The sequence below is a fragment of the Thermosyntropha sp. genome (assembly GCF_017656155.1).
In the GTDB taxonomy this organism is placed as follows: Bacteria; Bacillota; Syntrophomonadia; order Syntrophomonadales; family Syntrophomonadaceae; genus Thermosyntropha.
In genome coordinates this window covers 73,143-99,664 of sequence record NZ_JACDOH010000009.1, presented here as the reverse complement: position 1 = coordinate 99,664, position 26,522 = coordinate 73,143, and the positions used below count along the sequence as shown (strand labels likewise).

The window sequence follows — 26,522 nt, the reverse complement described above, 5'->3', positions numbered from 1 at the left end:
CTCCGGCTTCTTCTGCAATCTTGGCCTGTTCCGGAGTAGTTACATCCATGATAACTCCACCCTTAAGCATCTGGGCTAATCCTGCTTTCACCGTAAAGGTTCCTTTTTCTTTCATGATTTATCCTCCCATGCAATTCTTCCATTAAAATCTTATTCTATAATTTTATATCAAAATATAATTATAGCTAAAGTATTATTTAAAATGGAGGTCATAAAAAAATATTATTTTATTCTTTCTCAACTTTGAATCGAGCCAGGCTGGTTACTTTATCTCCGCTTTCAAGTCTCATCAGCAAAACCCCTCTTGAATAGCGTTTCTGAACTGATATGTCTTCAGTTTCCAACCGAATTATGTGTCCTTCTTCTGTTAAGATTACCATTTCTTCTCCCTCTGATACTATTTTAAATGCAACTAAATTTCCGTTTCTTTCTGAAATATCAATAGACTTAATCCCTTTTCCTCCCCGGTTTTGGATCCTGAATTCGCTTAATTCGGTTCGTTTGCCATATCCTTTTTCCGTAACAAAGAGGGCATAACCATTTTCTCGATATTTATCTATTCCTACTACATAATCATCTTTAGAAAGATTAATTGCTTTTACTCCTGCTGCTGTCCTTCCCATCTGCCTTACCTGTTCTTCTCCAAAGACTATAGAAAAACCCCGGGCAGTTGCTATCATAACCTTTTCTTCTTCTTTTACCCTGACTACTCCTACAAGTTCATCATCATCGTGAAGACTTATAGCAATAAGACCGTTTTTCCTTATATTAGTAAGTGCAGAAAGAGAAAGCTTTTTGATTATTCCTTTTTTAGTCACCATCAGCAGGCTGTTAACACTGTTAAAGTCCTTAACTGCTACAATCGTAGTTACCCTTTCTTCACTTTTTATGTCGATATAGTTTATAAGCGGCATACCTTTAGCCTGTCTGGAAGATTCCTGAAGCTGATAAGCTTTGCAGGAAAAAACCCGACCTTTATTGGTAAAAAACAAAATATCATTAAGCACACTGGTAACTATAACATGGCTGGAAAAGTCCTCAGTGCGTGTATTTGCAGCAGTTACTCCTTTTCCGCCTCTTTTTTGCGCTTTATAAGCATCTAATGGCTGTCTTTTTATATACCCACGGCTGCTTAAAGTTATTACAACTTCACTGTCTTCAATAAGGTCTTCAATGTTATAATTACTGGTTTCATAGCATATTTCTGTTCTTCGCTCATCTCCGTATTTTTCCTTTATATCATCTAAATCTTCTTTGATTATAGCTGCTACCCTCTCCGGACGCGCCAAGATATCTTCATAATCAGAGATCTTTTCTTTAAGTCCATTATATTCCTCCTCCAGCTTACTTCTCTCTAAGTTGGTAAGCTGCACCAAACGCATATCGAGGATGGCATTAGCCTGCACTTCAGTAAAACCGAACCTTGAAGTAAGTTTAATTCGGGCATCTTCTCTATCTCTGCTGCCTCTTATTATTTCAATAATTTCGTCAAGATAATCTAAAGCCTTAAGCAGACCTTCAACTATATGCAGGCGCTCCAATGCCTTATTCAAATCATACCTGGTTCTTCTTTCGATTACTTCCCGGCGGTGTTCAATATAATGTTCAATTATCCCTTTAAGGTTGAGTATCTGAGGCTGTCCATTTTTAAGACCTAACATAATGATGCCGAAGCTTTCTTCCATCTGGGTATGTTTAAAAAGCTTGTTTATTATTACATTTACATTGGCATCTTTTTTAACCTCAATGACTATCCGAATACCTTGGCGATTAGATTCATCTCTTAAATCTACAATCCCATCAATCTTTTTATCTCTTACCAGTTCAGCTATTCTTTCTACCAGTCTTGCTTTATTAACCTGATAAGGAATCTCAGTTACAACAATAGCATTTTTGCCGCCCCTTCTTTCTTCTATCGTATAACGGGCCCTTATTTTTATACTTCCCCTGCCGGTGCGGTAAGCCTCCTCTATTCCTTTATCTCCCATAATGATACCAGCAGTTGGGAAATCAGGTCCTTTTATTTTTTTCATTATCTCATCAACAGAAACATCAGGATTATCAATAACCAGCTTTATTCCTTCCACTACTTCAGATAGGTTATGTGGAGGTATGTTGGTAGCCATTCCCACCGCTATACCTGAAGAACCGTTTATAAGAAGGTTAGGAATTCTGGCCGGCAGCACTTGAGGCTCCAGACGGGATTCGTCATAATTAGGCCTCCAGTCCACTGTATCTTTTTCAATATCTTTAAGCATCTCTAAGGCGATTTTTGACATCCGGCTTTCCGTATAGCGCATGGCTGCCGCCGAATCACCGTCAATAGAACCAAAGTTACCGTGGCCGTCTATAAGAGGATAGCGCATAACAAAATCCTGCGCCATCTTAACCATAGTTTCATATATTGCAGCATCACCGTGCGGATGGTATTTCCCCATAACTTCACCAACTATGTTGGCCGATTTTTTATGAGGCTTGTCATGGGTCATACCCTGGTCGTAAAGGGCATAAAGAATACGACGATGCACCGGTTTTAAACCATCCCTGAAATCCGGAATAGCTCGGGATACTATAACACTCATGGAATATTCCAGAAAAGATTTTTTTACCTCTTTTTCTATATCAACTGTTATAACTTTTTCAAACAAATTTTCCTGCGGCAAACAAATTCACCACCTTTTAAATATCAAGGTTAGTCACATATCTGGCATTAGCCTGTATAAACTCACGCCTCGGTTCAACATTTTCACCCATTAAATCTGAAAATATCCTATCTGCTTCAACAGCATCTTCAATGGTAACCTTAAGGACAATTCTCTTTTCCGGATTCATGGTAGTTTCCCATAACTGCTCGGGATCCATTTCTCCCAACCCTTTATATCTTTGAATAGACCACTTTTTATCAGTATTTTTCAAAAACTCCTGCATTTCTTCATCAGAATGAAAATAATGAATTTCATTTCCCCTCTTGACTCCATAAAGCGGAGGCTGGGCTATATATATATATCCTTCTTTTATAAGTTCACGCATGTATCGGTAGAAGAAAGTAAGAAGAAGCACCCTTATATGGGAACCGTCAACATCAGCATCAGTCATAATAAAAATCTTATGATACCGTGCTTTTTTAATGTCAAAATCATCTGCTATTCCCGTTCCAATCGCAGTAATAAGGGATTTTATTTCTTCATTTGATAAAACCTTATCCAACCGGGATTTCTGAACATTAAGAATCTTACCTCTCAAGGGAAGTATAGCCTGACAGTCGCGATCTCTCCCCTGTTTAGCAGAACCTCCTGCAGAATCTCCCTCTACAATAAAAAGTTCGCTTTCAGCCGGATTTTTGTTGCTGCAGTCAGCCAGTTTGCCCGGAAGTGAAGTAGCTTCCAGAGCACTCTTGCGCCGTGTAAGTTCGCGGGCTTTTTTTGCAGCTTCCCTGGCTCTGCGGGCAGAAACTGCTTTTTCTATAATCCTTTTGGCAATAGACGGGTTCTGATTAAGGTAGTCTTCAATATTTTCATATACCGTATTTTCAACAATAGTCCGGACATTGGTATTTCCCAGCTTAGTCTTGGTCTGCCCTTCAAACTGCGGTTCCTTTACAAGAACCAAGATTACAGCAACTATCCCTTCCCTTATATCTTCTCCAGCAAGGTTGGCCTCATTTTCTTTTAATATTCCGTTTTTTCGGGCATAGTCGTTTATAACCCGGGTAAGCCCATTTTTAAAACCCAGCTCATGGGTTCCGCCTTCCTCGGTTCGTATATTATTGGCAAAAGAATATATATTATCGCTATATCCGGTATTATACTGAACAGCAACTTTTACGTATACCTCTTCCCTTTTATCTTCAAAATATAAAGGATCCGGCTGCAGAACCTCTTTATTTCTATTAAGATGGCAGACAAAGTCCTTTAGTCCGTTCGTATAGTTAAATTCCTTTACAAATCCTTCCCTTTCATCAATAAATTCTATTTTGACTCCGCGATTTAAAAATGCCAGCTCCCTCAGACGCTGCATGATTATATCTTTGTCAAAAACAGTTTCTTCAAAAATAGTTTCATCAGGCCAGAAGGTGATAATAGTGCCTGTATCTTCAGCTTTCCCTGTTTCATGGACCTCATTTAAAGGTTTTCCTTTTTCGTAGTCCTGCTCATAAACCTTGCCATTTCTTTTTACTTTCACCTTCATGCGGCGGGAAAGGGCATTGACTACTGAAAGACCTACTCCATGCAGTCCACCGGATGTGCTGTAATTATTGCCACTAAACTTACCTCCGGAATGAAGGGTAGTCATAATTACTTCCAGAGCAGAAATACCCATCATCGGGTGAATATCTACCGGTATTCCCCGTCCATTATCCATTACTGTTACACTGTTGTCTTTATGAATAACAACTTTGATATAATCGCAGTGTCCGTCTACCGACTCGTCTATGCTGTTGTCTACAATTTCAAAGACCAGGTGATGTAATCCTTTGGGACCGGTAGACCCTATATACATACCTGGCCTTTTTCTTACCGCTTCTAAACCTTCTAAAACCTGAATATCGGAAGCAGTATAGGTATTGTCATTTTTGGCCAAATTTTAAACCTCCTTATTGTAGTTGGCTATTCGTTTATAAAGGGTGGTAGAAGATATAGGTGAAATATAAACATTGTCATTACATATAACCAGGGATTTGCTTTTTTTACCTTCTGCGATATTTATCAGCTTCTTGTCAATACACGCTGTTTCTATGACATCGTCCAATTCTTCAGAAACAGGAGGCTCAATATTTATTATGGCTATAATATCCCGGGTAGATATTATGTAGTTATTCCCAAGATGTACATACATTATGACTGCCCCTTTCGCGTGATGCTCCCATTTTCTATATAAAATAAATTAGCTTTTTCGAAAATATTTTCCTCAGCCTTTACCGAAGTCAGGAAAGTTTGAAAATCTGATTTTTCTAAATATCTTAATAAAAGGATTTTTCTTTCCTGATCGAGTTCTGACAAAACTTCATCGAGCAAGAAAACAGGAAAAAAACCTTTTACTTTATAGAAAGCGTGTATTTCCGCCAGTTTTAAAGCGATGACCATATTTCTCTGCTGTCCTTGAGAGGCAAAAGAACGAGCCAGTTTATTATCATAGTAAAAATTAATATCGTCAAGATGAGGTCCTATTAAGGTTGTTTTTCTTATTATTTCCTTCTCTTTTATTTTTTTAAGTTCAATATCAAATTTTTCCTTAAGAACAGCAGTATTTATCTTATCATTTTCAATCGGAAAAGAAAGCGCATATTTTATTTTTATTTTGGATTCATCCTGGTTTATTTCTTGAAAAATTTCAGCAGCAGTTTTTTCTAAAATATTTATAAAATTGATGCGGTGGAGAATAATCTGAGTTCCGTTTTCTACAAGTATCTGATTGAGAATAGAAAAGGCTTTACTTTCGCTCTGTCCTTTTTTTAGTAAAAAATTTCTTTTTTTTATAATTTTTCCATATTCTTCTATAAAATATGCGTACTCGTTTGATAACTGTTTGAGAATAGAATCAATAAAATTTCTTCTCTTTACTGGCGAACCTTTAATCAGATAAAGGTCGTCAGGGGTGAAAAGCACCACTTTAGGGCAGTAAGGGTGTTTTTTAGAAGCTTTTTTTCGGTTTATATATACCTCTTTTTTTTTGTTTTTTTGATACTTTAATTCTATTTCGAATTCTCTGTAGTCTATATTGTATTCAGCCCTGATTCTGAATCCTTCTCTGTCATAGTTTATAAGATGATTGTAGTTGCTGGTGCGAAAAGAATTTTGCATGCTTAGAATATACAGTGCTTCTAAAATATTAGTTTTGCCCTGCCCGTTGTTTCCAATGAAAATATTGAAATTCGATATTTCGCCTTTGGGCAGATATATTTCTTTTATATTGCGGAAATCGTTTATTTTAAAGGTTTCTATTTTCAATTTTCTGATTCTCGCTCCCTTTTAGTTGGCGGTTCTTAAAGGTACTATAACATAAAAATAATTGTCTTTTTCAGGATTAGTTACTAAAGCTGGACTTAACGGACCGGAAAATTTTATGTTAATTTTTTCTCCTTCTGAAGCATATATCTTGGCAATATCCAGGAGGTAATTGGTATTGAATGATATTTTAAAATCAGTTTCACCTTCTATTTCTATGTTTTCGATAATTTCAACTATTTCCCCCATGATTTCAGAATAAGTCTTGAAGGTCACCTCATTTTGATTGAAGGACATTTGAACATACTGAATTTTAAGCTTGTCGTCAGTAGGCATTGTTTTTGCCCTTTCCAGAGTAGTGGCCAGCTGATAGGCATTTATCTTGACTTCGGTTTTAAAACTATCAGGAATAACCTGGTCATAGTCGGGATATTGTCCTTCAATCAGTCTTGAAAGAAGTATAAAATCGGGTTTGCTGAATACTACGTTGTTACCGCTTAATGATATGTGAAAGGGCTCGTCAGTGTCTTCGACTACCCTCAATATTTCGTTAACTGTTCGGGTAGGAATGACAAAATTGAACGGTTCTAAATCTTTTTCAGGCATCATATACGTATAGTAAGTCAGCCTGTGAGTGTCAGACGCAATTATTTTTAAAACTCCTCCTGGCAGTATGTCAAAAAGTACTCCGGTAAATACCTGGCGAAAATGATTTGAAGCAGCGGCAAAAGCAGTTTTTTTAAGTCCTTCTTTAAGTATTTTTTGAGGAAGAGAAAATTTTTCTTTAATTTCCTGTAGAGGAAGATCAGGGTATTCCTGGTCGTTATAGATATTAATATGTCCGGTAGAGCGTCCGTAGGTTATGTCCAGCTTGGCCGTTTCGGGATTTAGCTGAACAGTAATGGTTGAATCAGGCAAAAGTTTTATAAAGTCAGCAAAATAGTGGGCATTGACCAAAACCCTTCCTTCTTCAATTATTTCAACTTCTTTGGTTGATGTTTTTATTCCTATTTCCATGTCGGTAGCAGTCATAGTAAGTCCTTTTGCTTGATCTGCCTCTATAAGGAGGCCTGATAAAGCAGGGATAGTGTTTTTATTTGATGCTGCACGATGAACGAGGGTGGTAAGTGCAGACAGTTCTCCTTTTTCGATAATGAACTTCATTTTTTAACCTCCGCTCTTTTTTACTTATTTCTTATAAGAACTGTAGCAGTAATAGTAATAGGCAAACTTAATATGTGGATAATGGGCTTTATGTCCCTTTGTCTCTGCTTTTTTGCTTTTTGATAACTTTGTTGATAACTGATTTTAAGCGGTGTAATTAGGGTCAATTTTTTTACAGAGTTCATTTATGGTTTTTTTGAGTTCCGGGCTGTTTATTATGTCTTTTTCTACTTTTTCGTTGGCATGTAAAACGGTTGTATGGTCGCGGCCACCGAACTGCTCACCTATCTGAGGATAGGATGCATCGGTAAGCTTTCGACACAGATACATAGCTATCTGTCTTGGGTAGACCAATTGTTTGTTGCGTTTTTTAGATAAAAGTTCGCTTACCTGTATCCCGTAGTATTCGGCTACTGCTTTTTGAATATTTTCAATAGTTATTTTTTTAGGTCTGGGAGCGGGAAGAATATCTTTTAATGCTTCTACCGCTGTATCCATGTTTACAGGTTTATTGTTGAGAGTGGCGTAAGCCACCAGTCTTATAAGGGCTCCTTCCAATTCTCGTATGTTTGAATCTATATAATTGGCGATATAGTCTAAAACATCGTAGGGAATATCTAAATTTTCTGTCTGCGCTTTTTTGCGCAGAATAGCTATACGGGTTTCTAAATCAGGCGGCTGTATATCAGTTATAAGTCCCCATTCAAAACGAGAGCGAAGCCGATCTTCTAAAGTAGGAATACTTCTTGGAGGACGGTCGCTTGATATTACCAGTTGTTTATTTGCTTCGTAAAGTGAATTGAATGTATGGAAAAATTCCTCCTGGGTTCGCTCTTTGCCTGCTAGAAACTGAATATCATCTATAAGGAGGACATCTATATTGCGATATTTTTGTCTGAATCCTGATGTATTGTCATCTTTAATAGACATTATAAGTTCATTTGTAAACTGTTCTGATGAGACATACATAACAGATGTTCCCGGATATTTGGCCAGTATATGATGTCCTATTGCCTGCATTAAGTGAGTTTTGCCTAGACCAACTCCACCGTAAATAAAAAGAGGATTATAGGCCTTAGCAGGACTTTCTCCTACTGCATAACAGGCTGCATGTGCAAAACGATTACTGTTTCCTACGACGAAAGAATCAAAGGTGTATTTAGGATTAAGATTACATTTGGGATTTTCCTTTTCTATTATATTGTCAGTGGTAAGCACCAGGCTTATGTTTTGTCCGGTAAGGGAGCGGAGTTTATTTTCAATCAGTTCAGAGTATTTAAGTTCAATCCATTCTTTGGTTAAGGTGTTGGGAACATTTATATATAACTGGTTGTTTTTTAACCCGATAAACTTTGCCATTGTAAACCATATATCAAAGCTGATTTCACCGATTTCTCCTTTTATTACTTCTAAAACCTTGTTCCATATCTGTCTGTAATCATCAGTAGTATAAGACATTTTTCCGCCCTCCTGTTAATATGTGCAAAATAAAAATCTACCTGTTGAAATAAAGTTGTGGATATCTTGACAAGTTTCAATAATATAAGAAAATCATGTGAAAAACAACTGTGTTTTTTGTTGATAATTTATGTAACATAATAATGATACCAAATCAGTTCTAAAAATAGAAGTATTTAGAAAGGCCTATAAGCTTGACATCTTGCCTCAGCAATAAATATAATGATATAGTATTGGAAAAATTAAGGGAGGCGGCGTAGAGATGAAGAGAACTTATCAACCTAAAAACCGGCAAAGAAAAAAAGAGCATGGTTTTAGAAAGAGAATGTCTACTAAAAATGGCAGAAAGATATTAGCCAATCGTAGAAGAAAAGGAAGAAAAAGATTATCTGCATAGGTCGTTTGGACGACCTTTTATTTTACTTATTAAAAAATACGGGTAAAATAATTTATATACAATAGTTAAAAATGAAAAAGAAAAAATTCTAATATCTGGAAGGTATTTTATGTTAAAGAGAGAATTTAGAATAAGCAAAGCCGGAGATTATAAAAGGGTTTATGAAAATGGGCAGAGATTTTCGGGAAAATATGTAATAATATATATTAAGGAAAACGGATTAGGTTATAATCGGTTTGGATTTGTAGCCAGTAAGAAAATAGGCAGCGCAGTGGTTAGAAACAAATTGAAAAGACAGCTCAGGGCAATTATAAATAATGAAAAAAATAATCTGAAAGGGAACTTCGATGTGGTTATAGTATGTCGCCGTAATGTAGATGGATGTACTTTTTCTATTTTGTATAAAGATGTTATGAAAATTTTGAAGAAGGCTGGTTTAGGTTGAAGAGATTGATAGTTTTTTTGATAAAGATATACCAAAAAGCTACCCTGTTTAAAAAACCTTCGTGCCGTTTTTATCCTTCCTGTTCAAATTATGCCATAGAAGCAGTAGAAAAATACGGAGCAATAAAAGGAGGATGGTTAGCTTTTAGGCGAATTTTAAGATGTCATCCTTTTAATCCAGGAGGGTATGATCCCGTACCTTAGAAAGTGGTATATAAGAACATTTTTGTTCAGCTAATAAGGAGGTGACTACCTGCTATCGCATATAAAACGATATGCAGGGTAAATTTTGTGGCAGTCTTTTGTGCACTGGTTTACTAACTTTATTGAGTTCATGTATGGAGTAACTATAAAAATCGGTTTGCCGAACTATGGTTTGGCTATTATTTTAATGACCATAGTTATTAAGCTCGTTCTTTTTCCTCTTACCCAGAAACAGCTTAAATCTATGCGGGCTATGCAGGAACTGCAGCCAAAACTTAAATACATACAGGAAAAATATCAGGACGATCCGCAAAAGATGCAAGCTAAGGTTATGGAACTTTACAAAGAACATGGAGTTAATCCATTTGGAGGATGTTTGCCGCTTTTAATCCAGATGCCTATTTTTATTGCTTTTTATCAGTCGCTGTATAATTTTAAATTTACCGTAGCGGAACATGCTGCTTTTTTAGGTATTCCAAATATAAGTCAGACAGCATGGTATTTAATCACCCATGGCGATCCGGTAGCTGTATATCTTCCTATTTTGGCTGGGTTGACTACCTATATACAGCAAAGGGTTTCTATGATTAATACTGATGATCCGACCCAAAAATCTATGCTCTATTTTATGCCGCTTTTTATGGCATGGATTGCAACTACCCTTCCGGCAGGATTACCTATATACTGGATAATGTTTAATATCCTGGGCATTTTGCAGCAGCTTTATGTTAATAAGTCGAGCCAGAAAACTGCTCTTAATGTGAGGGAAAAATAAGCTGTTTTTTAGTTTGTTGTTTGAAGAGCACGAAGGAAATTAAAGCAGGGGGGAAAAGGAGGAAATATACAGATATGGAAATCCAGACCGTGAAAAAAAGGGGCAAAACGATTGATGAGGCTGTAAAGGCGGCTTTGGATGAACTGAAATGTGATATTGATGATGTTAAAGTGGAAGTTTTAGAAGAGCCCAGCAAAGGATTGTTTGGATTAGTAAAAAAACCGGCTTTGGTAAGAGTAACTTTAAAGGAAAAACCGGAAAAGGAAGTAGCAGAAATAGTGGAAAATCTGCTTAAAAAAATGAATATTGACTGTAAAATTGAAAAGGTTGAATATAGTGATGATGTGGTCAGAATTAATTTATCCGGCCAGGATATGGGGCTCATTATAGGACATAAAGGAGAAACTTTGGATGCACTGCAGTTTATTGTGGCCTTGATGGCGAATAAAAAGCGGGAGGATAAGATAAGGGTTGTTATTGATGTAGAAAATTACCGCAAAAAGAAAGAAGAATCATTGGAAGCTCTTGCTTTAAGATTGTCTGATAAAGTTAAAAAGACTAAAAAGCAAATAGTAATGAGGCCTATGAGCTCCCAGGAAAGACGAATTATCCATACTGTTTTGCAAGGTGACCCTCTTATCACAACTTATTCCATGGGAGATGAACCTAATCGTAAAGTGGTAATTGCTTTAAAAAAATAACTTTGAATTTTAAAGACCCTGCGGGGTCTTTTTTATGTATTAAAATTTTTTTTGTCCAAACTCTCTTTATCACTTTTTGCATAAGTTTAGGTGTAAAAGAAAGTCTATTCTGGTATTATACATAATGCATATAAAAAAATTTTTAAAAGTGGTGTTGGATTATGTTATTTAATGATGATATTGCAGCTATTGCCACTCCGCCGGGAGAAGGAGGAATAGCGATTATAAGGCTCAGCGGCAGCAGTGTTATTGAAAAAGTAAGCCGTATTTTTAAGCCTTATAACCCTGAGGTTGATATAAAAAATAAACCAGGATATACAATGACCTTAGGCTGGATTTTAGATGACAAAGGTGAGTATATTGATGAAGTCCTGGTGTCTATTATGCGCGCTCCTAAAAGCTATACCGGAGAAGATGTGGTGGAAATAAATTGCCACGGCGGGATTTTGCCAGCACGTAAATGTTTAGAAGAAGTTCTTAATCATGGTATAAGGCTGGCTGAACCCGGAGAATTTACCCGTCGGGCTTTTTTAAATGGAAGAATGGATATGAGCCAGGTAGAAGCTGTAATTGAGATAATAAGGGCTAAAAGTGAAAAAAGCATGAAATTGGCTTTAAAACAGCTTAAGGGAGAAAAAAAGGAAGATTTCAACCGTTTGGAGGATATTTTAACCTCAATAAATGCTGCTATTGAGGCCAGCATAGATTTCCCTGACGAGGTTGATGAACCTGATTATGCTGGACTGGAAGAAAATATAAAAATAGTTTTAGATGAAGTTAATAAGTTTATCGAGGCAGCCCGAAGGGGCGAAGTATATCGTGAAGGGATTAAAATTGTTATTTCTGGAAAGCCAAACGTAGGAAAATCAAGCCTTTTAAACCTCCTTTTGCGCAAAGATAAAGCGATAGTTACTGATATACCAGGCACTACCCGGGATATAGTAGAGGATTATCTGAATATAAACGGTATACCGGTAAAGATAATGGATACCGCAGGAATAAGGGAAACCGATGATATAGTTGAAAGAATAGGAGTTGAAAAATCTGGACAGGCAATAAAAGAAGCAGATTTAGTTATTTTCCTGCTAGATGTGGCCTCCGGCATTACGGAGGAGGATATAAGAATTTATCAAGGTTTAAATAAAGAGAAGGTAATTGTTTTAGTAAACAAAGAAGATTTGGCAGAAAAAAATATAAGTGAAGAAGAAATTAAAAAACTGTTTGGCGGAGTCCGGGTTATCAGGGGATCTGTTAAGGAAAAAACCGGTCTTGATGAACTTATTTCAGCTATAACCGAAATGGTATTAGAGGGAAAAACCGATTATGACGGTGAAGAATTGATATTCAACCTGCGCCAGCAAAAGGCTTTAGAAAAGGCACGAGAACATCTGATTTCGGTTCTGGATAGTTTAGGCCAGGTTCCGCTTGACTGCACAGCAGTTGATGTTAGGGGGGCTTTAGAGGCTTTAGGTGAAATTACCGGAAAGAATATAAAAGAAGAAATCATAAATAGAATCTTTCAGGACTTTTGCATTGGCAAGTAGTCGAAAAAAACTGTAAAAAGGCTTGAACTTTGTGGTTTTACTTAAAAGAAGGGGGATTTTATGATTACCTATAACGCAGGAAATTATGATGTGGTAGTAATAGGAGGGGGACATGCCGGCTGTGAAGCAGCTTTAGCTTCTGCCCGTATGGGATGTAAAACCCTTTTAGTTACTTTAAGCATGGAAAATATCGCTTTAATGCCGTGTAATCCTTCTATCGGAGGACCAGCCAAATCTCAGCTGGTTCGGGAAATTGATGCCTTAGGGGGAGAAATGGCTAAAAATATAGATAAATCTCATATCCAGATGAGAATGATAAATACTGGCAAAGGGCCGGCAGTCCAGGCTTTAAGAGCACAGGCGGATAAATATGAATATTATCGGGAAATGCTTAAAACCCTTTTAAGCCAAGAGAATTTAGATGTCAAAATGGCTGAAGTAGAAAGGATTGAAACCGTAAATAAAAGAGTTACCGGGATAGTAACCAGAACCGGAGCTAAATTTGGCTGTAAGGCTATAGTAATAACCTCGGGAACTTATCTTAAAGGACGCATTATTATAGGTGATTTGGCATTTGATGGAGGTCCTAACGGACAATTTCCAGCCGTTAAACTTTCTGATTCTTTAAGGGATTTAGGTTTAGCTTTAGGCCGCTTTAAAACCGGAACTCCGCCTCGTATCGACAGGAAAAGTGTGGATTTTTCAAAAATGATTGAACAGCCGGGTGATGAAAGGCCTTTGCGGTTTTCTTATATAAGCCCGAGGGTTAAAAGACCTCAGCTTTCTTGCTGGCTTACACATAGCAATAAAAGGACGCATCAGATTGTAATGGACAACCTCGACAGGTCACCACTGTTTACTGGACTTATCAAAGGGCGTGGACCTAGATATTGTCCCTCTTTTGAAGATAAGGTGGTACGTTTTTCTGATAAAAAATCTCATCAGATTTTCATCGAGCCGGAAGGGCGTTCAACGGATGAAATGTATGTGCAGGGCATGAATACGAGTTTGCCGGAAGATGTCCAGCTTAAAGTCTTGCGCAGTATTCCCGGACTTGAAAATGTCCGCATGATAAGAACAGGTTATGCCATTGAATATGATTATGTTATCCCTTCCCAGTTGAAACCAACTTTAGAGACTAAAGAAATAGAAAATTTGTTTACTGCCGGGCAGATTAACGGAACTTCTGGATATGAAGAAGCTGCTGGTCAGGGGCTTATTGCCGGGATTAATGCAGCTCTTAAGGTTAAAGAAAAAGAACCCTTGATTTTAAAAAGAAGCGAAGCTTATATAGGGGTAATGATTGACGATTTAGTTACTGGCGATATAGATGAACCTTACCGGCTTTTGACTTCCCGGGCTGAATACCGGCTTATTTTAAGGCAGGATAATGCTGATCTGCGTTTAACCGAAATAGGACGGAAAATAGGGCTGGTTAATGATTACCGCTGGAGAATATTTTGTGAAAAGAAAGAGATTCTGGAAAAAGAAATAGAAAGACTTAAAGAAACTACTTTTACCCCTGCCGATGAAGAAATGGCAGAATTTTTAACAGGAAAGGATACTGCTCCTTTGAGAGACCGGGTAAGTCTTTGGGAAATATTAAAAAGGCCGGAGATAAAAATAAAAGACCTGGTAGAAGAAGGTTTAGTGGATGACAATGATCTAGATATTTTAGAACAGCTGGAAATACAGTCCAAGTATGAAGGCTATATAAAGAAACAGGAAGAACAGATTAAGAAGTTTGAAAAAATGGAAAACCGGGCTATACCTGAAGATATAGATTATTCTGAGGTATTTGGCCTGTCTAATGAGGCAGTCCAGAAGCTTAATGAAATAAGGCCGGTATCTATCGGGCAGGCTTCACGCATTTCGGGAGTTAATCCGGCCGACATAAATGTTTTATTAATTTTTTTAGAAAAAAAAAGAAGGAAGTAAGAGATTAATATGGAATATATTGTAATTAAATACAAGGACTTACTTTTACAGGAAAATGAAAAACATAATCTTGTAAGCAGAAGGGTGAACAAAGAAGATTTAGACCAGCATATTAAAGATTCTTTAGCAATTTTGGATTTTGTATCTTTAGCTGGCAACGGGGTTGATATTGGCAGCGGAGCAGGTTTTCCCGGGCTTATTTTGGCTATGCACCGCAGGGAAACATTTTTTACGCTTATTGAATCTGATTTAAAAAAGAGCAGCTTTTTACAAAGGGTAAAAGAAGAATGTAGGATTATCAATGTTGAAGTTTTAAGGGATAGAGCGGAGAATGTGGGAAGAAATTTGGATTTTCGCGAAAAATTTGATTTTTGCACCAGCCGGGCAGTAGCTTCCATGAATGTAATGATTGAATATGCCCTTCCTCTGCTTAAAAAGGGTGGAAAAGCATATATGTGGAAAGGTCCCTCTTTTGAAGAGGAGATAAGAGATGCTGAAAATGCCCTGAAAATTTTGGGGGGCAGGGTTGATAATATTTATTCTTATTCTTTATCAGAAGAAAAAAAGCGCTACATAGTGGTAATTGAAAAAACAGGAAAAACCCCGGAAAAGTATCCGCGCAGAACAGGTATGCCGTCTAAAAGGCCTTTATAAGAGGGGGGATTTTATGCTTTATCAAAAAATTAATAAAATGTGGGGGAAAATAAGCGATGAAAGCGTGATTTATGTGCCGTTGTCCCGGATTATAAGAAGTCCATTCCATCCTCGAAGAAACTTTGATAAAGAAGGAATTTATGAACTGGCACAGTCTATTCGCCTTTATGGTGTAATTGAGCCGGTAATATTAAGACAAGAGGGAGATTTTTATCAGCTTATAGCAGGAGAACGAAGGTACCAGGCCTGTCTTTTATTAGGACTTTCTGAGATACCGGCTATAGTCAAAGATATAGATGATGAAAAAGCAGCCCTCATTCCCCTGATTGAAAACCTGCAGAAAAAGAGCCTTAATTTTTTTGAAGAAGCTGATGCTTACAGGATGCTTTGTGATGTTTTTGGATTATCCAGAGATGATATAGTGCGTAAAACTGGCAGTAGCAAGTCAGTAATAGCAGATAAGCTTTTATTGGCAAATTTTTCTCCTGAAGTCCGAAATAAGATTATAAGTTCCGGGCTTAATGAGGATTATGCGCAGATTCTTTTAAAGGTAAATTCTCCCCGGGTGCAGATTGAGATTATTGACCGGATATGTGAAAAAGGCCTTACGTTAAGAGAGGCAGAAAGACTTGTTGATAAAATATCTGAAAATAAGCTTCTTTTAGAAGACAAAGGACATAATACAGAAAAAAATGTTTCCATGGTTATAAGAGATGCGCGTATTTTTCTAAATACCATAAAAGAGACGGTTAAGAGGGCAAAACAGACCGGGATTAACATATATATGGAAGAAAATAATGATGAGGAAAGCTATGAATTGGTTATAAGGGTTGCTAAAAAGCGCCCCTTTTTAAGGCAGATTTTAAGTTCATGAAAAAACGGGGGAAATTCCCCCATTTTTTTATGAACCAGGCATTTTGGTAAATACCCGTCTTGGATCTACTTCATTGCGCAGGATTTCTAATACTTCATCCCTGGGAGGCTCTATAAAAGGAACTTCACCTTCAGGAACCAGAAGTTCAAATCCGGTGCAAGCCTGGGCAATTTCAACTGACATGCCGGGGTTTAAAGCTTTGATACGCATGCGTTTGGTTACAGGTTCAAAATCATATATGCCTACTTGAGTGACAACTGCTATGGGACCTCCTAGAAGACCAGCTTTTTCCCGGGAATCCCCTCCGTCGAGATAGCCGGGGGTAGTTATAAAGTCAACCTTGGCCGGGAAGCGGTCAGGTGTTTGAAGTCCTACTAAAACTGATTTCTGGGTAAGAGAGCCTATGTCATTGCCACCGCCGCTACCGGGAAGGATTGCTTTTAAGTTTTCATAGGAGCCGATTACTGAGGTATTTACATTGCCATACATATCAATTTGGGCTCCTCCTTGGAAAGCAATGTCTACGTATCCTATGGCGCATTGTCCGAAAGATATGGCCATTTCTAAGGTCATAGGCGATTTGCGGTAGGTAAAAGGACAGCCAACTGACCAGGGCATTTCGCCTTCTAGTGGATCCTGGCCGCCGCTTTCGTATACCATGGTTATATTAGGGGCATGAGTTTTTTTGGCAAGTATTGCTCCTACCATAGGCAGACCTGTGCCGATATATACTATTTGATTATCTTCAATCATAAGTGAAATATTATATGCAAGCATTTCCAGAGGATTAGCCGGTGCTACTTTACTCATTATATCCCTCCTTTAGTCCCATTTTGGAATTACTTCCTGATAGTCAAAGCTTACCAGTGAATCGTCAATATTAGCCTGAGCAGCCTCCATAAGGCGGGTTGCATGGTTTATAAATCTTATGCCGCCGAGTTTTTCTATGAATTCGAATTGGTCTTTAGTTTCATATATCCAGTATCGCATTACATCCTGAACATTTTCTTCTTTGGGAGTTCCAATCCTTACAAGCCATTCCCACCATTCACGGGCCCAGTAATAACATCCGGGACAGCAGCCGGGAAGTGCGCCGTAGGGAAGTTCAACTACCGCATCTACGTACCAAAATGGAATACAGGCATTTCCTAGTTCCCTTATACTCATTTCGGGGACTATTTTTTCGGCAGTTATTATTACCTTGCGACAGGCAGCGGCAAGTGCGATATCGTTGATGGCAGGGCCTTCAATTACTGCATTGCCGTAGCGGTCGGCTTTTTGGACATGAATTATGCATACATCGGGAAAAAGTGCGGGAATGATTACTACAGGTTCGCTTTTGTCCAAACCTACCGGATTTTCTATAACCTTAACATATGGATTATATTTGAGCATATCTGAACCTAAAAGCTGTTTGGAACCTATAAAAGGTGCTCCCAGCTGTGCAGCTTTAAAGCCTAATGCCATGCTGCCGTGGCTCCAGATAGAAAGGATTTCTGCTTTTTTCGTTTTGATATTGCGGGCAAAGTTTTTGTCGTTACCGCGCATTTCTACGCCTATATATGAAAGATGTATCGCGTAGACACAGTTGGCTGTCATCAGATAGGAAGTGTTTGACATTGGGGAGCCTATGCTTACCATATTCTTTTTGCCTTGGCGTATTATCTCAAAATATGCTTGAATAGGTGATCTGACATAGGAAAAGCCTGTTTCGGCCAGAATATCTCCATCCTGGACAAACCGATCAATAGCTTCTCCCAGTGACATGCGTTTGTCTTTTTTTACGCGGCTTTTGCTGAGATGGTATTCGCGGGCTCCCTTAAAGTCTACCAAACGGTCAAATTGTTCTTGAGTTGCATACATAAATTCCATCTACCCAACCTCCTTATATGTATTTCTTTTAAAAAATTACAAGAGTTGAAAAAAATCACCCCCGCCTGACAGTAAAGTATTAATAGCAAAATAGATACTAAGACACATAATTATTACAAAATAATAATATTTCGTGATAATTATATTATAAAGGCATAACAATTACAGCACAATAGTTAATAGGTAATATTTTGAAAATAAAAATCAATAAAAAAACCCGGCTTTAAAGCCGGGTTTTTTTATTGAGGCGGGAAACTTATGAACATTTTTTGCGTGTCTACTTCATTGCGTAGGATTTCCAATACATCAAGAGGAGGAGTTTCTGTTACCGGGATTTCTCCTTCGGGAACTAAAAGCTCAAAGCCGGTGCAGGCCTGGGCAATTTCTATGGTTATTCCAGGATGTAGGCTTTTAATGCGCATGCGTTTAGTTACCGGTTCAAAGTCATATACTCCCAGCTGAGTTATTACTGCTACCGGGCCGTTTCCTAAAAGGCCGGCTTCTTTGCGGGAGTTTCCTCCGTATAAATGTCCCGGGCTGGTTATAAAGTCCAGTTTGACCGGGAACTTTTCCGGGGTTTGCAGTCCTACTATTATGGTATTTTCAGTAAGCGATATAAGGTCATTGCCGCCGCCGCTGCCGGTCAGGCGAGCTTTAGGATTTAAAAAGTCATTCCCTATTATATGGGTGTTGAGATTGCCGTACATGTCAATCTGAGCAGCTCCCTGGAAAGCAACATCAACATAGCCGTTGGCAGCCTGTGCAAATGATAGTGGCATTTCCATTGTTATAGGAGATTTTCTCCAGGTAACCGGGTCAGCTACTGACCACGGCATAGATCCTTCTATCGGATCTTGTCCACCGCTTTCATATACCAGAGTGATATTTGGTGCATGGGTTTTCTTGGCGAGTATTGCTCCTACCATTGGGAGACCTGTTCCTACATATACAATCTGTTTATCCTGGATATTTTTTGATACCACATAAGCCAGCATTTCCAAAGGGTTTGCAGGTGCTACTGACATATTATACCCCCCTTTTTTATTCTTCATCCCATTTTGGAATTACGCTTTGGTAGCTTAAATCTATTCCGTCATCTTCATTTATGCCATTTAAAGCCCTTTCAATCACCTGGTGCTTGTTAAGCCAGCGTATTCCGCCCAATTTTTCTATGAAGTCAAACTGATCTTTACAGTCAAATACCCAGTAATCCCAGAAACTGTCACGATATTTGTCATCTTTGCCGGATAAGGCGATTCTGATTCCCCATTCCCAGAATTCACGGGCCCAATAATAATAGCCGGGGCAGTTGCCGGGAACTGCTCCATAAGGCAGATGAACTACTGCATCGACAAACATAAATGGTATAACATTAGTGTTGGTAGTATTGCGAAGATCTGATTCAGGGACTATTTCTTCAGCGGTTATTATAACTTTTCGTGCTGCTACTGCTAATGCAATGTCATTTACTGCCGGGCCGTAGATGCGGGCATTACCGTATTTATCTGCCCACTGGACATGGATAAATACTACATCCGGATAAAGTGCGGGAATAAGGCATACCGGGTCTTTATCTTTTTTGAAAGGATTTTCTACAACTTTTACATAAGGATTATATTTTATTATATCGCTGCCTAAGAGTGATTTTGAGGCGATATAAGGAGCTCCCATCTGGGCAGCTTTAAAGCCTAATCCCATTGAACCGTGGCTCCATTCGGAAAGGATTTTTACTTTTTTTTCTTTTACTGCTTTGCTGTAGCTGCGGTCGGTTCCCCGCATTTCTGCTCCTAGATAAGAATTGTGTGAATAAGAAAAAGTCCCGTAGGGTATTCCATAGCTGTGATTAGTGTTGGGTGATCCTATTCCCTGTAAATCTTTTTTTCCCTGGCGCATTACTTCAAAAAGTGCCTGCAGAGGAGTGCGAACATAGCTAAACCCGCTGTCCGCATAAATGTCCCCGTCTTTGACAAACTCCTGGACTGCTTCTTTCAGCGATATTCTTTTGTCAACTTTGCCTCGCTCTTTTTTAAGGTGAGCTTGGCGGGCTGATTCTCCATCGATAAGGCGGTCTAAAATACTGGGATCATCAATCTGCAGGTTTTTTAGTGCTTCCTGGTTGTACTCAAAATTGGTTGTCATATTAATCCCCCTTACCCTCTCCAGATTTTTTTAGTGGAAGAGTGATAAAAAACTAGTAGTGTAATATTACTTGTATTGTGAGCCAAATAGTGTCATGAAAGTGTAATAAAAAAACTAAAATAAGTTACTTTGACATGATTATAATACAAAAACATATTTTATTACAAAAAGAATTAAAAAAAAATAATTCTGTATTTTTGAATTTTTTATATTTTGTCAGATTTTAAAAAATGAAAATAAATATATGTATTGAATACTAACCTTTTTACAAGGACAGGATGTTTCACGTGAAACATTTTTAAATTTTGATTACAATAAATATGGTTTAAGGCAGGTTTTTTATTATATATCAAGAAATTTACTATGGAGTCTTCAGAAAGGAGCTTAAAGATGGGGATGATAATAGCTGTAGCCAACCAAAAGGGAGGGGTGGGCAAGACTACTACGGCAATAAATCTGAGTGCCTGTATTGCCAGAATGGGATATAAAGTTCTTATTCTTGATCTCGACCCTCAGGGCAATGCTACCAGTGGTCTGGGAATCAACCGAAAGAAGGTCAAGAACTGCCTGTATAATGTCCTTATAGGGGAAATTGAACCTTATAAAGTTAAATTAGAAACCAGAATTAACAATCTGGAAATTTTACCTTCTACTATCCAATTGGCAGGAGCAGAAGTAGAACTGGCTTTTCATGAGCACAGGGAGAGTGCTTTAAAAATGGGTATAGATGTTTTGAAAGATGAATATGATTATATTTTTATTGATTGTCCACCATCTCTAGGATTGCTCACAGTTAATGCCTTAAATGCAGCTGATTCAGTTATAATTCCGTTGCAATGTGAATACTACGCTTTAGAAGGATTGAGCCAGCTTATGGAAACAATAAAACTGGTGCAAAAACGTCTGAATTCCAGGCTTAAAATCGAGGGGATTGTTTTTACTATGTTTGATGGCAGGACAAATCTTTCCATCCAGGTAGTAGACGAAGTAAAAAAACACTTTAAAAAGGAAATCTACCGAACCATTATTCCCCGCAGTGTCCGCTTGAGCGAAGCTCCTAGCCATGGACAGCCGATTATAGTTTATGATCCCCGCTCTAGAGGTGCTGAAGCATACCAAGAATTAGCACAGGAGGTGATTGAGCGTGTCCAGAAAAGAAAGAGGATTAGGTAGAGGTTTAGATGCTCTTTTTACTGAAAATTTATCAAATGATTCTGAAAAAGAAAAGGTTATGGAAATTGATATAGATTTAATTTTTCCGCGTGCTGACCAGCCCCGTAAGCTGTTTGATGAGGAAAGCCTGGCTGAATTAGCTTCATCTGTAAAGGAAAATGGAGTTTTACAGCCGGTAATACTCCGTAAAAAAGATGATACTTATGAAATCATTGCCGGTGAGCGCAGATTCAGGGCGGCAAAGATGGCAGGACTTAAAACGATACCTTCCCTGATTATGGAAACCGATGATGAAAAAGCGGCACAGATTGCACTTATCGAAAACCTGCAGAGGGATGATTTAACACCGATAGAAGAGGCAAGATCATTTAAGCAAATGATTGAAAGATTTGGCTATACCCAGGAAGAACTGGCAGAAAAACTGGGCAAAAGCCGTAGCTATATTGCCAATACCATGCGACTCCTTAATCTGCCGGAAAAAATCATAGAACTTTTGGAAAAAGGCAAATTGACCGCAGGACATGCCCGTGCTTTATTAGCTCTTGAGAACCCGGAAGAACAGCTTAAAACAGCCGAAGAAATTTTAAAAAACAGTTTAACGGTCAGAGAAGCGGAGAAAAAAGTGCAGACTCGTAAAAAAAATTCGTCGGTTTCAAAAGAACCTGAAATTGCCGACTTGGAGGAAAAGCTACAGAATTATCTGGGGACTAAGGCTAAAATAAGCAGAACCCGGCGGGGAGGCAAGATTGAGATTACCTATTACAGTGAGGATGATTTACAGAGGATATTGGAAATGTGGGGAATTATTGAATAGGGTAACCTTTGAAAGGTGGAGGGTTTATGGAATAGATAATTGTTTTGCCATTTTTGGCTTTTGCCCTGTTGGCGGGGATTGGCTTTTTACCCCGTTATCTTGTTTATCGCAATTCTGCCTATCAAAAAGAAACGGGGAACGGTTTTTGGACAACTGTTTTGGATAAAGGCAGATACGGAGAATTTTTATCTTTTGTTTATCTTGAAAAGCTGCCTGATCATAAGAAAATTTTGGCCAACGTCTACCTTCCCAAAGAAGGTAAGGAAGAAACGACTGAAATTGATTTAATAATGATAGCGGAAACCGGTATATATGTTATTGAATCCAAAAATTACAGCGGATTTATTTATGGAAATGAAAAAAATAAGTATTGGCTTCAGGTTTTGGGGAAAAGTCAGAAAAATCGCTTTTTTAATCCCATATGGCAGAATAAAGCTCATATAAGTGCACTAAAAAATACTCTGCCTGATATTCAGGATGAAGCATATATTTCTTATATAGTTTTTAGCGAGCGTTGCACATTGAAGGATATAAAATTCTTTTCTTCAAATGTAGAAGTTGTGCCGAGGCAGTTATTAAGAAAAAGAGTCGCAGAAAATATGAAAAAACGGCCAACTTATTTTACTGTTGAGCAGATTGATGAAATATACTCTGTGCTCAAGAGATTCAGCAGGGTTGATGCAGCAGTAAAAGAAAAACATATTGCCGATATTGAAAAGAAAAAGGCAGAAATCAGATAGCAAATAAAAGCGGGGAGAAAATTTCCCCGCTTTGTAATGTTTCACGTGAAACATTTTTGTCTAAATCGGAAGCAAAGTGAAACAATAATAAGGAACTGGTGTATTAATAGCTAAGCAAATTCAAAAGGGATAAACCTGGTATAATTGGCTTTATTTACCCTGCGCTTGTGGAGTTCTTCATAATTGTCCCCATGCTGTGCCAGTTCACATATATGAAGAACTTTGTTTTCATCGGTAAAATAGAAAATCCTCTCTTTAGTATTTCCAGTGGGGTAAATAAAGCAGTCGGTGGTAGGTTCCTGCCGGGCACAGGCACTGCGTACCTGTTCTAGATTAAGCTTTTTAATGAGGCGGGAAAATATTTCCTGCCGGGTTGAATCCAGATTTTTAAAGTAGCGCAGGGCTTTTTCCGATATCATAACTTTCTTGGCTTTTTCCTTCAAATGGCAGAAGGCCTGGTAGTAGACTTCACCAGCCGGGGATAAAGTTATATAGCCTTCACTATCCTCGTGAAGGAACATATTGATCTCATGAGGACGTCCTTTTAAGCGGTTTAGAACCTTTTCTTTACGCCGAAATTCTTGGGCGATCCAATCAAAAAAATCCTCATGGGCGATAAAAAGGGACGGATCCCAGTTTACAGGGAGGGGAGGCATTTCGATAATATCCTGAAAGAGTTCATGAATATAGTAGACAGGTACCTGAAAGATAAGCCCGACTAAGGTAGCATAAGCAATTTCGGCTTTAAAGCCGCCTGTTGCGTTAATTACTGGCTGTATTGACATACGGCGGCTTATACGGATTTCATCAGTAAGGGCAGAGATAAGGGAACGGAGCCCGTGCAGGGCAAAGGAGTTGTGGGTATAAGTAAGCCCCTTTATTTCACGGGATTTGACGCTGAATCCCCTGTCAGCATAGTAGCGGCATAGAGCATCTGCACATAAATAGCCTTCCTCTGTCTGGGAGTGAAGAAAGAGAATATGATCTTTTTCCTGCAGTATATGGCTTAAAGAATTAGTTTCTGCGCCGGCAGTTTTTTCCCCTTTGTGCTTTATGAAATCCGAAAGAGCCGATGCAGATGACGTTTTCCAATGAGAACGACTGGCGTTGTTTATTAGTGAAGTTCCAACTGTACACAAAATTTTGCGCATTTATTAACCTCCTTACAAAATTATAAAAGAAAATTTGTCCAGCTCTTTTTCTAAACACGTATCGTTCTGTATTAAAAATCGGGCCAGACATTCCTGAACCATTGATTTAAATTTTTGATAGCTTTCTTTTCTTATAAAACTGAAGCCGTGGGCAAATATGGTATTATTCCTGATTTCGCTTTGACCGCTCAATGCACGGAGATCAAGATTAGAAGTAAGAGGGTCGTTTAAGACTTTCAGCAGGATATAGCCCTGCATCAGGGAAATTTGCAGGGGTAGTTCAGAAGGCTGGCGCAGACCTAAGCGCCTGTACTCTTCAGTAAATAGAGCCAGGAGCTCGCTTTCAGCGACCGGCAGTTTACTGTAGTCGGGGTGGGCAGTATCCAGACCGTAATTTAAAAGCAGTGTAAACTGTGAAACCATTTCCAATATGCGATAAAGCAAGAGGGCAGCCATGTCCAGCTTTCCTTGTTTTTCCCGGCGCAGAGCGTTAGTGTAAATGGTCATAAGCAGAGCGATTGCAAGTTTCCGATCTTTGAAAATTTCCACATTTTTGTTCTGATTCAAAATCTGCAGTTTTTGCAGAAAAGCGTGTTGTTGAACCAAGATAGGCAGGTTGCGTGTAAAAACGGATTGTGGATATTCACTGCTGTATTGGGTAATTTTTGAAAGTAGTTTTTGCATGGAAAGAAAGGCCTGTTTAAGTTCCAGGTTATCCCATGCTTCATATGCGGAAAGGAGAAGATAATAGAGTTCGAATTCGCGCGGGTCAGGGACTTTGTCCAGCAGTTCATTATAGATTAGAGCGGCACTGCGGTAGTTGTATTCAAAAGCCAGGCTTTTGGCCTTTTCTGCTTCCAGGTCGCCGAATACGGCTAGAGGATGTTCAACTTTTACCATAATTTCCGAACCGGGGCGGGGACGGCGGAATTTATCAATATAAGTGCCGGGTTCATTGCCGATATAAAAAAAATCTTTTATTCCCAAGACAGTTCCGGCCAGAAGGGAGCCTATGGACATGCTCTTGGTTCCACCAGTAAAGTCAACTGCCGCTTTTTGCGGAGATTTGCCAGTAAAATACTCCTTAATGGCTTTGTAGACTTCTAGTGCGTTATTGCTGTCTTTGATTTCCCGGCTTATTATACTTGATGGACGTAGATCAGCATAATGATAAATGAAATCAAGGTATTTGCGGGTTTCAGGGGAATAGAGTATAAAAAATTCATCAGATGAAAGGACAGACATGCTGTGCACCAATGCCTGCCAAGAATTGCCCAGGGGCATGATAACTGAGTCATATAGGTAGTTTGGATTGTGATAGCTGGCTTTAAATTTTTTTAGAGAAAGGGGTAGAATTTCCCGAGTGTAAAATTCATTCACTTCGTTTGGAGAAGTCAGATTGAGCCAAAAGGAGATTTTTTCTTGTAAAGTATTTTCGAGATCAACTGTCCATGCCATAATTTTCCCTCCAGGTTTTAGTATACAGGTTCGTCTTAAAAAAATAAAATTCCTGCTGCCCGGTAAAAAAAGAAGAGATCCCTTTAATGTTTCACGTGAAACATCAAAGGGATTTTTTATTTTTCCGTCCCCTTACGGGGTTATTTTTTTGAAATGCTTCTGGAGGAAAATCCAGAATTGGTGGCTGAGTTATCAGCGTTTCCGTCCCCTTACGGGGTTATTTTTTTGAAATGAAAAAGAAAAAATTGCTACAGATGCAGTGTTATACGAAGGGTTTCCGTCCCCTTACGGGGTTATTTTTTTGAAATTTTTAAAAACACTAATCTCCCGGAAGTCTTCCGGGAGAAATAGTTTCCGTCCCCTTACGGGGTTATTTTTTTGAAATATTCTCATGATTCTCTGATTCCTGAATTTCTGATTGTTTCCGTCCCCTTACGGGGTTATTTTTTTGAAATTATCTAGAGAGGACAAGCTAAGGCTGGCTTTTCAGGAACAAGTTTCCGTCCCCTTACGGGGTTATTTTTTTGAAATTTAATGCCTTATTTTCGCCATTCCCGCCTTTGGTCGCCTGTTTCCGTCCCCTTACGGGGTTATTTTTTTGAAATCTGGAAATATGACGGGGCAACAAACACGAAAGAATTGGTTTCCGTCCCCTTACGGGGTTATTTTTTTGAAATTCATGCGTCTTGGGATAATGGTCAGACTTGGCAGGTTTCCGTCCCCTTACGGGGTTATTTTTTTGAAATGTAGAAATATGGGGATTCAGTTATTGCCACCAAGTGTAAATCGTTTCCGTCCCCTTACGGGGTTATTTTTTTGAAATCAGGGGCTTACTAGGCGCGAAATTCATATGCTGGCAGTTTCCGTCCCCTTACGGGGTTATTTTTTTGAAATCCATCTGTGGAACCGTCCGAATTAAATCCGCTCCTGAGTTTCCGTCCCCTTACGGGGTTATTTTTTTGAAATCCTGTCTTCTGTATGCTACACGGGATGCAGGCTAAAAACCAATTTTGCGGGTGAGAAATCAAATTTATACAATATCAGATTCATACTACACAGAAAAAACAGCTAAAATCC

24 protein-coding genes, 1 pseudogene and 1 CRISPR repeat array are annotated in these 26,522 nt (G+C 38.5%); of the genes and pseudogenes, 12 read left to right on the top strand and 13 right to left on the bottom strand.

The features are described 5' to 3' along the window. From H0Z36_RS09110 to dnaA, 7 genes and pseudogenes are all read right to left on the bottom strand, one after another. Positions 1-115 (bottom strand): annotated as a pseudogene (locus tag H0Z36_RS09110) (pyridoxal 5'-phosphate synthase lyase subunit PdxS); the annotation flags it as partial. Between the two features lie 112 nt (positions 116-227). Beyond that, on the bottom strand, positions 228-2,663 hold the full coding sequence (gene gyrA, locus H0Z36_RS09105) for a DNA gyrase subunit A (RefSeq protein WP_296865677.1): 2,436 nt from the start codon (positions 2,661-2,663) through the stop codon (positions 228-230). A gap of 16 nt (positions 2,664-2,679) precedes the next feature. Continuing rightward, positions 2,680-4,581: a DNA topoisomerase (ATP-hydrolyzing) subunit B gene (gene gyrB / locus H0Z36_RS09100; protein WP_296865675.1), complete on the bottom strand. Its 1,902-nt coding sequence runs from the start codon at positions 4,579-4,581 to the stop codon at positions 2,680-2,682. 3 nt (positions 4,582-4,584) lie between these two features. After that, positions 4,585-4,836, bottom strand: a complete 252-nt coding sequence (gene remB / locus H0Z36_RS09095; protein WP_296865673.1) for an extracellular matrix regulator RemB — start codon at positions 4,834-4,836, stop codon at positions 4,585-4,587. Next, positions 4,836-5,948, bottom strand: coding sequence for a DNA replication/repair protein RecF (gene recF / locus H0Z36_RS09090; protein ID WP_296865672.1), 1,113 nt, complete (start codon positions 5,946-5,948; stop codon positions 4,836-4,838). Before recF ends, remB begins: the two co-directional genes overlap by 1 nt. Positions 5,949-5,969: 21 nt before the next feature. Beyond that, positions 5,970-7,109 (bottom strand): DNA polymerase III subunit beta, encoded by a 1,140-nt coding sequence (dnaN, locus tag H0Z36_RS09085; protein WP_296865670.1) that lies wholly within the window; start codon positions 7,107-7,109, stop codon positions 5,970-5,972. Between the two features lie 144 nt (positions 7,110-7,253). Next, the gene (dnaA, locus tag H0Z36_RS09080; RefSeq protein WP_296865668.1) at positions 7,254-8,567 is read right to left on the bottom strand and encodes a chromosomal replication initiator protein DnaA; all 1,314 of its coding nucleotides are present in this window, start codon (positions 8,565-8,567) and stop codon (positions 7,254-7,256) included. Positions 8,568-8,829: 262 nt separating this feature from the next. Between dnaA and rpmH the strand changes: the two genes are divergently transcribed. The 9 genes from rpmH (at position 8,830) to H0Z36_RS09035 (ending at position 16,098) form a co-directional block, all read left to right on the top strand. Next, positions 8,830-8,964: a 50S ribosomal protein L34 gene (gene rpmH / locus H0Z36_RS09075; protein ID WP_296865666.1), complete on the top strand. Its 135-nt coding sequence runs from the start codon at positions 8,830-8,832 to the stop codon at positions 8,962-8,964. A gap of 109 nt (positions 8,965-9,073) precedes the next feature. Next, the gene (gene rnpA / locus H0Z36_RS09070) at positions 9,074-9,409 is read left to right on the top strand and encodes a ribonuclease P protein component (RefSeq protein ID WP_296865664.1); all 336 of its coding nucleotides are present in this window, start codon (positions 9,074-9,076) and stop codon (positions 9,407-9,409) included. Next, positions 9,406-9,612 (top strand): membrane protein insertion efficiency factor YidD, encoded by a 207-nt coding sequence (yidD, locus tag H0Z36_RS09065; RefSeq protein WP_296865662.1) that lies wholly within the window; start codon positions 9,406-9,408, stop codon positions 9,610-9,612. Before rnpA ends, yidD begins: the two co-directional genes overlap by 4 nt. A gap of 85 nt (positions 9,613-9,697) precedes the next feature. Further along, the gene (locus tag H0Z36_RS09060) at positions 9,698-10,387 is read left to right on the top strand and encodes a YidC/Oxa1 family membrane protein insertase (RefSeq protein ID WP_296865661.1); all 690 of its coding nucleotides are present in this window, start codon (positions 9,698-9,700) and stop codon (positions 10,385-10,387) included. Between the two features lie 74 nt (positions 10,388-10,461). After that, on the top strand, positions 10,462-11,088 hold the full coding sequence (gene jag / locus H0Z36_RS09055) for an RNA-binding cell elongation regulator Jag/EloR (protein ID WP_296865659.1): 627 nt from the start codon (positions 10,462-10,464) through the stop codon (positions 11,086-11,088). 161 nt (positions 11,089-11,249) lie between these two features. Then, positions 11,250-12,632 carry a tRNA uridine-5-carboxymethylaminomethyl(34) synthesis GTPase MnmE gene (gene mnmE, locus H0Z36_RS09050; protein WP_296865656.1) on the top strand — a complete coding sequence of 461 codons (1,383 nt, stop codon included), beginning with the start codon at positions 11,250-11,252 and terminating at the stop codon, positions 12,630-12,632. Positions 12,633-12,692: 60 nt separating this feature from the next. Further along, entirely contained in the window at positions 12,693-14,570 is a 1,878-nt protein-coding gene (mnmG, locus tag H0Z36_RS09045) for a tRNA uridine-5-carboxymethylaminomethyl(34) synthesis enzyme MnmG (protein ID WP_296865654.1), read from the top strand. A 9-nt stretch (positions 14,571-14,579) separates the two neighbouring features. After that, positions 14,580-15,224: a 16S rRNA (guanine(527)-N(7))-methyltransferase RsmG gene (gene rsmG / locus H0Z36_RS09040; RefSeq protein WP_296865652.1), complete on the top strand. Its 645-nt coding sequence runs from the start codon at positions 14,580-14,582 to the stop codon at positions 15,222-15,224. A 13-nt stretch (positions 15,225-15,237) separates the two neighbouring features. After that, positions 15,238-16,098 carry a ParB/RepB/Spo0J family partition protein gene (locus tag H0Z36_RS09035; RefSeq protein WP_296865650.1) on the top strand — a complete coding sequence of 287 codons (861 nt, stop codon included), beginning with the start codon at positions 15,238-15,240 and terminating at the stop codon, positions 16,096-16,098. Positions 16,099-16,125: 27 nt separating this feature from the next. Here H0Z36_RS09035 and H0Z36_RS09030 read toward each other — a convergent pair whose 3' ends face one another. The 4 genes from H0Z36_RS09030 to H0Z36_RS09015 all read right to left on the bottom strand — a co-directional run bounded on the left by H0Z36_RS09030 (position 16,126) and on the right by H0Z36_RS09015 (position 20,109). Continuing rightward, complete coding sequence (locus H0Z36_RS09030; protein ID WP_296865648.1) at positions 16,126-16,908, bottom strand: CoA-transferase; 783 nt, start codon at positions 16,906-16,908, stop codon at positions 16,126-16,128. 12 nt (positions 16,909-16,920) lie between these two features. After that, positions 16,921-17,970 carry a CoA-transferase gene (locus H0Z36_RS09025; RefSeq protein WP_296865645.1) on the bottom strand — a complete coding sequence of 350 codons (1,050 nt, stop codon included), beginning with the start codon at positions 17,968-17,970 and terminating at the stop codon, positions 16,921-16,923. Positions 17,971-18,209: 239 nt separating this feature from the next. Then, the gene (locus H0Z36_RS09020) at positions 18,210-18,995 is read right to left on the bottom strand and encodes a CoA-transferase (protein WP_296865643.1); all 786 of its coding nucleotides are present in this window, start codon (positions 18,993-18,995) and stop codon (positions 18,210-18,212) included. A 16-nt stretch (positions 18,996-19,011) separates the two neighbouring features. Continuing rightward, complete coding sequence (locus H0Z36_RS09015) at positions 19,012-20,109, bottom strand: CoA-transferase (RefSeq protein WP_296865642.1); 1,098 nt, start codon at positions 20,107-20,109, stop codon at positions 19,012-19,014. 390 nt (positions 20,110-20,499) lie between these two features. Here H0Z36_RS09015 and H0Z36_RS09010 point away from each other — a divergent pair, with 390 nt between their 5' ends. Genes H0Z36_RS09010 through H0Z36_RS09000 form a run of 3 tightly spaced genes read left to right on the top strand, consistent with a single transcriptional unit; the run spans position 20,500 to position 22,836 of the window. Then, complete coding sequence (locus tag H0Z36_RS09010) at positions 20,500-21,282, top strand: ParA family protein (RefSeq protein ID WP_296865640.1); 783 nt, start codon at positions 20,500-20,502, stop codon at positions 21,280-21,282. Continuing rightward, entirely contained in the window at positions 21,254-22,096 is an 843-nt protein-coding gene (locus H0Z36_RS09005) for a ParB/RepB/Spo0J family partition protein (RefSeq protein ID WP_296865638.1), read from the top strand. Before H0Z36_RS09010 ends, H0Z36_RS09005 begins: the two co-directional genes overlap by 29 nt. 44 nt (positions 22,097-22,140) lie before the next feature. Further along, positions 22,141-22,836, top strand: coding sequence for a nuclease-related domain-containing protein (locus H0Z36_RS09000; RefSeq protein WP_296865636.1), 696 nt, complete (start codon positions 22,141-22,143; stop codon positions 22,834-22,836). A 110-nt stretch (positions 22,837-22,946) separates the two neighbouring features. Here the strand turns inward: H0Z36_RS09000 and H0Z36_RS08995 are convergent, their stop codons facing one another. Together H0Z36_RS08995 and H0Z36_RS08990 are read right to left on the bottom strand one after the other, a co-directional pair. Then, positions 22,947-23,987: a putative CRISPR-associated protein gene (locus tag H0Z36_RS08995; RefSeq protein ID WP_296865634.1), complete on the bottom strand. Its 1,041-nt coding sequence runs from the start codon at positions 23,985-23,987 to the stop codon at positions 22,947-22,949. Positions 23,988-23,999: 12 nt separating this feature from the next. Beyond that, positions 24,000-25,445 carry a TIGR02710 family CRISPR-associated CARF protein gene (locus H0Z36_RS08990; RefSeq protein WP_296865633.1) on the bottom strand — a complete coding sequence of 482 codons (1,446 nt, stop codon included), beginning with the start codon at positions 25,443-25,445 and terminating at the stop codon, positions 24,000-24,002. Between the two features lie 120 nt (positions 25,446-25,565). Beyond that, positions 25,566-26,411: direct repeats of the CRISPR family, unit length 35 nt; unit sequence GTTTCCGTCCCCTTACGGGGTTATTTTTTTGAAAT. Positions 26,412-26,522 lie beyond the last annotated feature (111 nt).